At 60.5% G+C, this 11,789-nt stretch carries 10 protein-coding genes; 3 read left to right on the forward strand and 7 right to left on the reverse strand.

The genetic code is table 11. The features are described from left to right. Window positions 1-122: 122 nt before the first annotated feature. Window positions 123-842, reverse strand: a complete 720-nt coding sequence (locus M1E12_RS13490; protein WP_479562137.1) for an N-acyl amino acid synthase FeeM domain-containing protein — start codon at window positions 840-842, stop codon at window positions 123-125. Window positions 843-1,061: 219 nt separating this feature from the next. Beyond that, window positions 1,062-3,416 (reverse strand): putative bifunctional diguanylate cyclase/phosphodiesterase, encoded by a 2,355-nt coding sequence (locus M1E12_RS13495; RefSeq protein ID WP_479562138.1) that lies wholly within the window; start codon window positions 3,414-3,416, stop codon window positions 1,062-1,064. 335 nt (window positions 3,417-3,751) lie between these two features. On the opposite strand from M1E12_RS13495, the gene M1E12_RS13500 reads away from it, so the two are divergent. Next, window positions 3,752-4,303, forward strand: a complete 552-nt coding sequence (locus tag M1E12_RS13500; protein WP_136538106.1) for a TRAP transporter small permease subunit — start codon at window positions 3,752-3,754, stop codon at window positions 4,301-4,303. A 1-nt stretch (window position 4,304) separates the two neighbouring features. Beyond that, window positions 4,305-6,185, forward strand: coding sequence for a TRAP transporter large permease (locus tag M1E12_RS13505; protein WP_479562139.1), 1,881 nt, complete (start codon window positions 4,305-4,307; stop codon window positions 6,183-6,185). A 118-nt stretch (window positions 6,186-6,303) separates the two neighbouring features. Here M1E12_RS13505 and M1E12_RS13510 read toward each other — a convergent pair whose 3' ends face one another. The 5 genes from M1E12_RS13510 to M1E12_RS13530 form a co-directional block, all read right to left on the reverse strand. Further along, complete coding sequence (locus tag M1E12_RS13510) at window positions 6,304-7,410, reverse strand: TRAP transporter substrate-binding protein (protein ID WP_136538104.1); 1,107 nt, start codon at window positions 7,408-7,410, stop codon at window positions 6,304-6,306. A 248-nt stretch (window positions 7,411-7,658) separates the two neighbouring features. Beyond that, window positions 7,659-8,138, reverse strand: a complete 480-nt coding sequence (locus tag M1E12_RS13515; RefSeq protein ID WP_479562140.1) for a hypothetical protein — start codon at window positions 8,136-8,138, stop codon at window positions 7,659-7,661. A gap of 76 nt (window positions 8,139-8,214) precedes the next feature. Next, window positions 8,215-9,174, reverse strand: coding sequence for a 2-hydroxyacid dehydrogenase (locus tag M1E12_RS13520; protein WP_479562141.1), 960 nt, complete (start codon window positions 9,172-9,174; stop codon window positions 8,215-8,217). A 58-nt stretch (window positions 9,175-9,232) separates the two neighbouring features. Then, window positions 9,233-10,249 carry a LacI family DNA-binding transcriptional regulator gene (locus M1E12_RS13525; protein ID WP_113461048.1) on the reverse strand — a complete coding sequence of 339 codons (1,017 nt, stop codon included), beginning with the start codon at window positions 10,247-10,249 and terminating at the stop codon, window positions 9,233-9,235. A gap of 76 nt (window positions 10,250-10,325) precedes the next feature. After that, a complete protein-coding gene (locus M1E12_RS13530; protein WP_479562142.1) occupies window positions 10,326-10,853 on the reverse strand; it encodes a MarR family winged helix-turn-helix transcriptional regulator in 528 nt (175 codons plus the stop codon). 90 nt (window positions 10,854-10,943) lie between these two features. Here M1E12_RS13530 and M1E12_RS13535 point away from each other — a divergent pair, with 90 nt between their 5' ends. Then, window positions 10,944-11,735 carry a creatininase family protein gene (locus M1E12_RS13535; protein ID WP_479562143.1) on the forward strand — a complete coding sequence of 264 codons (792 nt, stop codon included), beginning with the start codon at window positions 10,944-10,946 and terminating at the stop codon, window positions 11,733-11,735. Window positions 11,736-11,789: the final 54 nt, after the last annotated feature.

The following is an 11,789-nucleotide window of genomic DNA, read 5'->3' on the forward strand; positions in this document are numbered from 1 at the left end:
CCAAATCTTAAGCCAGACGGCACCACGGCAGAATCACGCAAGGACGCGGCTGTGGGCGAAATTTTCTCTGTTTCCGCATACACAAAGGCCGGCCCAAGTGCAATCGCATCCGGGGATCGTGGTCAATAATCACGGCCCGCCACCGCACCGATGATCTTCCCATCGGCCACGAGCCGCGCCGAAGGCAGAATCGTCAGCGGCGTCGTCGGCAACCGCCCCTCCCCGCGCCCGAACATCAGCCGCCGCTCGTGAACGCCCGAATCGAAAAAGGGATAACGCTTGAGCAACTTCGACCCGGTCGTATGGGTATTGGTCGCCATGAGAGTGAGTTCAAGACCGTATATCTCGGTCATGCGGCGCTCCACGACTGTCTCCGCATAAAACACGCGCTTATAAAACGCAGCGTGATGCGGGCGCACGTGCTGCAGCACGCGATCAGCCTTGAAATAGGCAGCAGCAACAATGCTGGGACGTAGCGTTATATAAGGTAGAATCGGCAGCTCAGCCGCGACCTGTGGATCGACAGCAAATCGGGCAGGATCGATAAGGGTCAGCCCAGCATCGAGATAGGCTTCCATAACATCCGGAAACACCCCTTCAGATTGAGAAAGCGGGTGGGAAGGTGTCACGTGATGGAGCCTGATGGTGCTCACCAGCTCTTCGAAATAGTAGATGCCGAAGACATAGGCATGTCTATCAAAGTCGGCATCATCGATCATACTTGGTGCCGCGACCGGCAGCACATTCGCTGCTTTATATGCCTTGTAGCGGAGATGCTCGATGTCTTCAAAATCCTCTTGCGTCTCAATGCGGCGATACTCGACATAGTCGAGGTATCGCATCAGTCGCTCCGAAAAGCCTTCAAGTTCCATACCCGACGCTCACCATGGTTAACACCCGGTGAATGGCTAGCACGCATTGTTCCCTGCCGCGCCCCCAAATATTAATAACAAATTAAAACCCCATAGGTTAAGGTTAACAGTCGCATATGCGACTACGCGTTTCCAAGCGGCAGGACCGAGTCACGGCGGAGCTGAGTTTTCTAATTTGCTTGGGCAGCCTCAGGCGACGCCGGCGTGACCTGACAGGCCATGAAGGGACGCTTCTTCCGCAAGACCTTCGATGGCGTGGGTCGCTATCGGTGTGGAAAACACATAGCCCTGAATGAGGTCAGCACAATTGTGTTTCTTGATGAGAGCAAGTTGCTCCCGGGTCTCCACCCCCTCGACAACAATGCCGATATCAAGCCCCCGCGTGAGGCTGACAATACCGCGCAACAGTTTGAGGCGACGGGCGTCCTCTCCAATGTTCCGAACAAACGACCGATCGATCTTGACGACGTCAACGGGCAGTGTGTCCAGATAGCTCAGACTTGAAAATCCGGTGCCGAAATCGTCAATAGAGATGGTTATGCCGAGTGATCTCAGTTGCTCCAACACGTCACGCGCAGCAGAGAGCTCTTCAATAAGACTGCTTTCGGTCACCTCCAGATGGAGGCGTGCCGCTGGCAATCCGGCATTCGTCAGGATCTTCTCTACTGTTGAAGCAAGATCTCCCTGCCTCAAGTCTTGGACTGAAAGGTTTACTGACACGCCAATGGATTCAGGCCAGGTCCGGCAATCGGCACATGCTTTCTGCAGGACCTGATGCGTGATGTCGGTAACGATACCCATCTCCTCCGCGATCTGGATGAAGATGTTGGGGGCGATCGGTCCTTTTTCCGGGTGGTGCCACCTGGCGAGCGCTTCGCAGCAGGCCAGCTTACGACCATCCGGGGTGAACATCGGTTGATAGACGACCGTGATGCCATGGCTGTCCACAGCGGCACGCAAGTCTGCTTTCAGCCGCTGACGCTCAAGATAGCGAGCATCCATCTCATCGACGAACAGCGTGAAATTTCCGCGTCCGCGTGCTTTGGATTCAAAGAGCGCGATGTCCAGCTTGACGAGCCACGCCTCCATATCGCCTTCAGCGGTGTCTACCAGTGCTGCGCCGGCAGAGAAGTTGATCGGAAAGCGGGTGCCGTCGATTTCGTATTCTCCTCTCGCCGCAGCATGTAGACCTTTCATCTCGATCTCGAGATCCGGCCGCCCCTGCACATTCGGGAAGAAGAAGATGAAGTGATCGCCTACCTGACGTCCAACGACCGCCTTGCCGGCAGCCAGTTCCGTCAACCGCTCCCCGACAGCGACGAGCAGCTTGTCGCCCGTGATGTGCCCCTTGAGGTCGTTCACATGCTTGAAATCGGCGATGTCCAGCAGCAGCATCCCGACAACGGGTCCGTATTCGCCCGGGCGATCCAGACGGTCGCGCACGAGTTCGGCAAAATAGCTGCGTTGCGGCAGCCCCGTCAGCGCATCGTAACGCGCCATGTGAAGGATCTTGCGATCCGCGCGCACACGAGCCGTCACATCTTCGAAGATCAGGACAACGCCACCCTCGTCGCGCCGTTTGGCGGAGAACTCGAGAACGAGGTCCTCGGAAAAATGCATCACGGCTCGGCTGGTTAGCCCCTGCGTGAGTTGGGAAAGCTGCTTCTGCAGCAAACTCGGCATGGCACCGTCGACAAAGGTGTGCCGCACGCCGTAGCGCAGGACCACATCCAGGTCGCAGCCCGTCAGCCGTCGACGGTCGCCCAAGTTGAGCAACTCACAGGCCTTGCGGTTGACGACCTCGATCCGGTTGTTCGGGTCGAGCATCAGCAGGCCGTGCGTCATGTTGCTCAGAGCCGTGTCGAAGCGGTCGGCGATCTTCGCCATCTCGCGCGAGGCGATGACATTTTCATAGAGAAAGTCTCGGACGCCATTGGCCATCGATCGGACCGTGAGCCCAAAGGGCACCAGCATGAGTGATAGCAACGACTTGAAGATGTCCTGCGCAAGGAGACTGCCAATCACCATCGGCGCGCAGCAGGCCAGCGTCTGCAAGTCTACAGCGAGCCGGGAACCATAATTGCGCCCGACAACGGACACCATCGACGCCATGGCCACGGCTATACATGCGAGTTCCGCGAACGTGTCCTCGAATGCGAGCATGGCATAGCCGCTACCAATCCCGAGAATAGCGGCTGTCAACGCACCGCCCAGCACATAGCGCCGTTCCCAGGCCGCGATCTGTTCGCGGCTCAGCGCGGTTTTGTCCTCACGATCGAACAGGAAAAACGAATGCAGGCGAAAGGAGAAGACGAGAACGAAGCAGCCGCAGAGCAGCAGATAGAAACCCGCACCGGTCTGAACATAGACAGTGACGAAGGTCAGGATGTGGACAACCATGCCGGTGAACAGCGTGAAGCGGTTGTCGAACAGGGAGCTCACGAACGAGAGATAGACATCCGTGGGCACATTGTGCTCAGGCCCCTTGTCGGCCCTCATGATCTGCCCTCCCGGCGCGGCTGGACGTGAAACCTCAGCTGCCAAACGATGTCTCTTCCAATCCCTGTGCCCGGTCCGAAGGGCAAAAAGCATGTACTAAAACGTCACAGTAATGTGCATAACGAAGCAATTTCTAAAATGCACTGCTTCGATGCGGGACGCAAACGAGTAAGTCACAACCTCTTAAGGGCGGCATAGGGAAACCATTAAAATGCGACGAATGGATCAAGACGGGTAATCAAGCTCACGGCATCCGCTCAGGCCGATCGAAAGAGCGGGAACTGCGACTTTCGTATGCCCGCCAGAACCACAAGCGCTGTTGAGTTGCGCCCGGTTTGCCATTGCTCTAAGCACAAAAAGACAAGGGGAGAACAAACACAATGACAATCCTGTTGGCTGTTTCCCGGCTGATCGACGCGATCAACGGGGCCATCGGGCGCTGGGTTTCCTGGCTGCTCCTGGCCGCGGTTCTGATCAGCGCCGGTAATGCCGTCATTCGCAAGGTCTTCGACATCTCGTCGAACGCCTGGCTCGAACTGCAATGGTATCTCTATGGCACAGTCTTCATGCTTGCCGCTGCTTATGCCTTGCTTCGCAACGAACATATCCGCATCGACATCCTGTCCAGCGGATGGACGAAGCGGACCCGCGACTGGATCGACCTGATCCTGCACATCATCTTCCTCGTGCCCTTCTCCGGGCTGATGGCCTATCTCGCCTGGCCGTGGTTCTGGCTGTCCTTCCGTTCGGGTGAAGTCTCCTCGAGCGCCGGCGGCCTGGTCATCTGGCCCGCGAAGGCCGTCGTTCTGATCGGCTTCATCCTCCTGACCGCCCAGGCCTTCTCCGAAATCATCAAGCGCGCTGCCGTGCTGATGGGCCGGATCGATGACGCAAGCGTCACCCCACCGGCAACCGAAGGCAAGGAGGCCTGAGATGATCGACTTCATCGCGCACAACCTCGCGCCGATCATGTTCACCAGCGTCATGCTGATGCTGCTGCTCGGCTATCCCGTCGCCTTCACGCTGGCAGCTGGCGGCCTCATCTATTTCGTCGTCGGCGTCGAACTCTCGCACATCTCCTCCGAGATCCGCCTGTTCTGGCCGCTGCTTCAGTCCCATCCGGAACGCATTTACGGGATCATGTACAACGACACCCTGCTGTCGATCCCGTTCTTCACCTTGATGGGCATCATCCTAGAACGGTCGCGCATGGCGGAAGACCTGCTCGACACCATCGGCCAGCTGTTCGGCCCGGTGCGCGGGGGTCTTGCTTATGCGGTGATCCTGGTCGGCGCCCTGCTTGGCGCAACCACCGGCGTCGTAGCCGCATCCGTCATGGCCATGGGTCTGATCTCGCTGCCGATCATGCTGCGCTACAAGTATAACGGCCCGCTGGTCTCCGGCACGATCGCCGCCTCCGGTACGCTGGCACAGATCGTGCCGCCATCGCTGGTTCTGATCGTCATGGCCGACCAGCTCGGCCGTTCCGTCGGCGACATGTATGTCGGCGCGCTTTATCCGGCGCTGATGATCATCGCGGCCTACTGCCTCTACATTTTCGCCGTCACCATCATCAAGCCGGAATGGGCCCCTGCTTTGCCCAAGGAAGCCCGCACCCTCGGTGACGGCGTGACCTCGCTGCTGGTGATGATCGCAATTGGCACCGGCCTCTATTTCCTCGGCTATCATCTGCTGTTCACCGGCGTTGCCAGCGCGGAATGGCAGCTGGTTGCAGCGCTCGCTTTCGGCGTGGTCACGGTCTATGTCTTTGCGCTCCTCAACCGTGGCATGAAGCTGAACCTGATCTCGCGGCTCGCCCAGGAGGTCATCATCGTGATGGTCCCGCCGCTGGCGCTGATCTTCCTCGTGCTCGGCACCATCTTCCTCGGCATTGCGACGCCGACGGAAGGCGGCGCCATGGGCGCCACCGGAGCCCTGATCATCGCGACTGCCAAGGGCCGCCTGAACCTGGCCATCCTGAAGAACGCTCTGGACGCCACGACGCGCCTGTCGGCCTTCGTCATGATGATCCTGATCGGCGCCCGCGTCTTCGGCCTGACCTTCTACGGCATCAACGGCAATGTCTGGATCGAGGATTTGATGCTGGCGCTGCCGGGCGGCGAATACGGCTTCCTGATCGTCGTCACGATCATCGTCTTCATCCTCGGTTGCTTCCTCGACTTCTTCGAGATCGCCTTCATCATGGTGCCGCTGCTGGTTCCGGTCGCCCAGAGCCACGGGATCGACCTTGTCTGGTTCGGCATCATCCTCGGGATCAACCTGCAGACGTCCTTCCTGACGCCGCCGTTCGGCTTCTCGCTCTTCTACCTGCGCTCCGTCGCACCGGAAGGACAATGGAAGGACAAGGTGACGGGACAGATGCGGGCGGGCATCAAGACGGTCGACATCTACAAAGGCGTGCTTCCCTTCATCATCATCCAGTTCCTGGCGATCATCACCGTTATCTCCTTCCCCGGACTGGTCATGCATTACAAGGGAACACCGACGACGACCGACCCGGGCAGCATCCAGATCGAACTGCCTGGCTTCGGATCAAGCCCCGCGCCGTCCTTCGGTCAGCCGGACGCTGGCGGTGGCACAGCACCTGCCCCGTCATTCGGTCTGCCGCCGCCGAGCTTCGGCTCCGGACCGGCGCCGGCCCCTGAAGGATCGGCACCGGCGGCTCCGGCACCAAGCCTCGGCCTACCGCCGCTGGACTTCGGCGGGGGTTCGACCCCGGCTCCGGCAGCGCCATCGGCGCCGCCGGCCGCGCCCGCCACACCGGATTTGAGCCAGCCTCCGGCCTTCAACTGAGACACCTCGAAAGCCCCCTCCCGGGGGCTTTCTTTTTGAGCGGGCAGAGGAGCAGCGCTCGCGCATAAAAAAACCGGCCTCCCGAAGGAGGCCGGCCGAAGATGGAACAGGCGATCGCTTAGAGCTTGCCTGCGCGCTGCTGCATCATCATGAAGGTGTCGTAAGTGTATTCCGACAGCTGCATCCAGAGATAGGCTTCGCGCTTGAAGGCCACCTGGTCTTCATAGATCTTCTTGAACGCTGCGTTCTGCGCGCCGATTTCCGCATAAAGCTCCATCGCCGCGTTGAAGCAGGCCTCGAGGATCTCCTGGCTATAAGGACGCAGCTGCGTGCCGGCGGCCACGAGTTCCTTGATCGCCTTCGGGTTCTTGAGGTCGTACTTGGCCATCATGTTGGTGTTGGCATAGGCGCACGCGTCGCGCAGGGCCGCCTGGTAGGCCGGCGGCAGAGCCTCGAACTTTTCCTTGTTGGCGAATGCGTGGATGACCGGGCCACCTTCCCAGAAGGCCGGGTAATAGTAGAACGGCGCAACTTTGTTGAAGCCGAGCTTCTGGTCGTCATAGGGACCGACCCATTCAGCCGCGTCGATCGTGCCCTTCTCGAGAGCCGGATAGATGTCGCCACCGGCGATCTGCTGCGGCACCACGCCGAGCTTCTCGACCACGCGGCCAGCAAGACCGGCAATGCGCATCTTGACGCCCTTGAAGTCGTCGACCGTGTTGATCTCCTTGCGGAACCAGCCGCCCATCTGAGCACCGGTGTTGCCGGCGATGAAGCCGACGAGGCCATGCGTGGCATAGAATTCGTTGAGCAGCGTGTTGCCGTTGCCTTCATAGAACCAGGCATTGGTCAGGCGTGCATTCAGGCCGAAGGGAATGGCCGTGCCGATGGCGAAGGTCGGGTCCTTGCCGACGTAGTAATAGGAGCAGGTATGGCACATCTCGACCGTGCCGGCCGATACGGCATCGGCGGCCTGAAGGCCGGGTACGATTTCGCCTGCAGCAAATACCTGAATTTCGAAGTTGCCGCCGGTTGCATCCGACACGTTCTTGGCGAGATCTTCGGCACCACCGTAAATGGTATCGAGCGACTTCGGGAACGACGACGTCAAGCGCCAGGTCACCTTCGGCATTTCCTGCGCGATGGCAGGTGCGGCCAACACGGTGGACGCGGCAGCGCCTGCACCGGCGACACCGGCTTTCTTGATAAATGAACGACGATCCATAAACTTCCTCCCAGTTGTTGCCCTACCGGCGGGCATCGGCGGCCCCTCCCGGCAGCGATGTGCGAGCTAACCATTTTGGTCAAAGCGTTTCAAGCGCTTGCAAGCTATTCTTTTGGATGAGAGGTTTCACTTCGTCGTGGCCTATTTCCGAGGCTCGATGTTAGCGCAATCAGACAAAATACTTGAGCGAAGCAGACGGTCGAGTCTGACCGATCGAGCCAGCAGCCGTCCAAGAGGCTATCTTGCACTCAAGGCAGCATCAGAAGCGCGAGATCGGCATCGGCGGCGTCGGTGACCTCATAGGAAAAGCGCCGGCCGCGAACGAGCGTCAAAAGTGTGCCACCACCGGTATCACTGATGGTGACACTGCCATCCTCGTTTTGCGTCCAGGTGGTTGCCCGTGTCAGGCCGGGCCAGACTTGCTCGCAATCCGGTGGCGCGTAGAAGTCACGACTGCGGCTGGTGAGCGCCGCACCACGCTCCACCAGACAGACCGTCTTGCGGGTAAAATTCGAGACCGAGAAGATGGCCGGAGGCGAGACCGGGGCTGTCCTCAGCGACGCAATCGTCGGATGCGACTGTCCGACAGTGGTCGGGATCGTTCCGAGCACGATCGGATCCGCAGTCACTGCGTCTGAGGGTGCCGAGCTCGCCCAGAAGCCGAGACCCGCCGCCGAAACACCCGCACATATCAATGCCGTCGCCACGATGACGAGAGAGGACTTCATCGGAGCATCCTTCCGCTCGAGACCCCAAGTCTCGGAAGAATGCGCTCTCAAGCTTGCCGAAGGCTGAACAGCCGAATCAGCGGGCCGCAGGCGTTTCGGGCACCGGCGTCAGCGGTCCACGGCCCTCAAACCAGCTAATGAGGTTATCGACCACCAGATCGGCCATGGCATCACGCGTTGGCACAGAGGCCGACGCGACATGCGGCAGCAGCGAGACATTGGGAAGGTCGATCAGCGCCTGTGGCACATGCGGTTCGTCGGCGAACACATCGAGACCTGCCGCGGCAATCGTGCCGTTCTGAAGGGCCGCAATAAGCGCGGGCTCGTCCACCGTCGAACCGCGACCGACATTGATCAGCACGCCATCCGACCCCAGTGCGGCCAGCACCTCAGAATTGATGGCGCCGTTCGTCTGAGGCGTCGACGGGACGATCGAGATGAGGATATCCACCGCCTTGGCCATGCCGACGAGGCTGTCGTGATAGGTGTAGGCGACATCCGCGCGCGGGCGCCGCGTGTGGTAGGCGATTTCGACCTTGAAGGGCACGAGCCGGGAGGCGATTTCCATGCCGATCCGCCCCAGTCCATGCAGGCCGACCTTCCGGCCCTTCAGCGACATCGGGGAAAGAGGAAAGGCCCCTTCCTTCTCCCACCGCCCTTCGCGCAGAAACTGCTCGGCAAAATGAAAGCGCCTGATGGTGTTGAGCAGCAATGCGATGGCCGTATCCGCCACTTCGTCATTCAGCACATCGGGCGTATTGGTGACGACGACCCCTCGCTGAGCCGCGGCCTTCACGTCCACCCCATCATAGCCAACGCCGAAGCTGGCGATTACCTCGAGCTTCGGTAGCCGCTCGATCAGCGCGGCAGGGAAACGGCCGGAAACGGCTGCGCCGCGCACCTGCTGAAGGATATCCGGGTCACAATCTGCAGCCGAAGCATCGGCGACTTCAACGAGCTCGAACTGCTCGGCAAGGCGGGATCGGACGCGGGGATTGATGCGGCCGGGGATCAACACGAGGGGGCGATCGGACATGGCTGTCTCCTCTGGCGGTCTGGGTGGGGAGCCGCCGGCTGGGTCAGCCGGCCGCGCTTCAGCGGCGGATCGGGCCCGTCGACTGGCGAATGCGCATCTCGGGCTTGATCAGGTGAATGCCGTCAGGCTCATGACTGCCGGCAAGCTTGTCGAGCAGCGCACGCGCGGCCAGCCGCCCCACTTCGGCCTGACCATTCCAGACGGTGGTTAGAGAGGGTGTGGCGATCGAGGCCTCCTCAAGATCGTCATAGCCCGTCACCGAGATATCCTGGCCGGGAACGAGCCCCGCGCGTGCAATGCCGTTCATCAACCCGATCGCGACGAGATCGTTCCAGCACACGGCGGCCGTCGGCTTCTGCGGCAGGGACAGGAAGTTGACGGCCGCTTCGAAGCCCCCCTGCTTGGTTCGGGGGCCGGGGATGCGAAGCCCCGGATCGACCTCGATCCCGGCTTTGCGCAGCGCGTTCACGTAACCCTGGTAACGGTCGCGCCCCGTCGAGGTCTGATCCGTACCGCCGATCATCGCAATCGAGCGGTGACCAAGACCGATGAGATGGTTGGTGGCCAGCGATATCCCGTAGGTGTCGTCGCCTCGATAGATCGGCACGTCGAGTCCCTCCATCGAGCGCGCCACAAAGATCGCCGGCATGCCGTTGTTTTCACAGAGCAGCACGTCTTCCGGTGGCGTGCCGATCGCGGGCGACATGATCACCCCGTCGCCGCCGAGCTGCAGCAGGGTCTCGACGAACATCCGCTGCTTGTCGACGCTGTCATAATGGTTGGAGAGAATGAAGGTATGCCGGCTCCGGTCGAGCTCGGTCTCGATGGCCTTCAGGATTTCGCCGTAGAAGGGGTTCATGATGTCGTGCACGACCACACCGATGATGCCGGAGCGCGAGGTTCTAAGGCTGGCGGCACGACGGTTGTAGATGTAACCGAGAACCCGGGCCTGCTCCTTGATCTTCTCACGCGTGTCGGCGGCAACGAGCGGGCTGTCACGCAGGGCGAGCGAGATGGTTGCGGTGGAGAGACCCAGCGTTTCCGCAATGGTCGAAAGCTTTACCTTTTGTGCCACGTTTCCTCCCTCGCAGCAGACCGGTGGGCGCTTTACCGCCCTTAAACGTTTTAATTAAACAGTTTAATCGACAAGATCAATCGTCGTCATCGGCCTCGTGCGCAGAGCGCGATTCCCCATGGCCGGAGAGATTATCATCGATCAACGAGAGCAGCTTCACGAGGGTCTTCAGCTCTTTCCCGGACAGGCCCTGAACGGCCAGCGTCTCGCAGTCGGCCATCGCCTCCGCAATGCGTGCGACGCTGCCGCGACCTTCGTCGGTGAGGTAGACCTTGGTGAGCCGGCCATCGCGATCATCGGTCCGGCGCTGGACAAAGCCCTGCGCCTCCATTCGGCCGATCGTTCGGGTCATTGTCGGTGCCTTGACCCCCAGCTGATGGGCAAGCGCCCCTGGCGTCTGACCGTCTTCCTGCGCGAGCAGCTGCACCACACCGTCCTGGCCGGGGTAAAGGCCACTTTCGGCAAGACCATGGGAGAGGCGCGTGCGCATGGCGCGCGCAACCTGGGTGACGGCAGCACTCAGCACGCCGGAGCCTGGTGGCGACTTCTTCTTGGCCTTCTTCTTTTCGCCGCGGTCCTTGTCGGCCTTGTCCTTTTTCGCCATGACTCTCCCCGGTCGGCACACGCTGCGGTGGCTACTTCATCCCTGTCGCGACGGTTGCCATGCATAACGAAGATCAGGAGATTAGGCCAGATGGCGAAACCGGGCCCTTGGTTCAAGGATAACGATCCGCACCTGACCGCCGCAGATCGGCACGACTGGATTGCCGTGCTGCCTCTCGGCGCGCACGAGCAGCACGGCCCCCATCTCCCTTTCGAGACGGACACGATCATTGCCTCCGGCATCGTCGAGCGCGTGGCGAATGCCCTCCCCGACCATCTGCCTGTCACCTTCCTGCCGGTCGAACCCATCGGTTACTCCATCGAGCATATAGACGTCGAAGGCACACGCACCCTCACATTTGACGAGGCGGTAAACCGCTGGCTAGCAATCGCCACAGACCTCCGCGATCAGGGGATCCGAAAGCTGGTCCTGCTAAACGCCCATGGCGGCAACTCCCCGCTGCTCACCATCGTCGCGACCGAGGCGCGCGTCCGTCTGAACATGCTCGTGGTCGCCACGAGCTGGACCCGCTTCGGTCAGCCGGACGGCTGGATCTCACCGGAAGAAAAGGCAATCGACATCCATGGCGGAGATATCGAAACCTCGGTCATGCTGGCCCTTGCGCCGGACCAGGTCGACATGACGAAAGCGAGAGCCTTCCACTCGCACCAGTCGGATTTCGCGGCTCGCTTCAAACACCTGCGCGCCTATGGCCCGCATGCATTCGGCTGGAAGATGTCGGATCTGAACCCGGACGGCGTGGCAGGCAATGCCGCAGCGGCCACGGCAGAGAGAGGTGAGCTGCTGATCACGCATGCGGTGAAGGGGATTGTTGAACTGTTGGACGACGTTCATCGGTTCGACGTGGCAACACTGACGTGAGCTTGAAGGCTCCAAGGGGAAAGCGCATATATGTTGGAAGAGACCATGAGGGGA

The organism is Rhizobium sp. K33, from assembly GCF_056501445.1.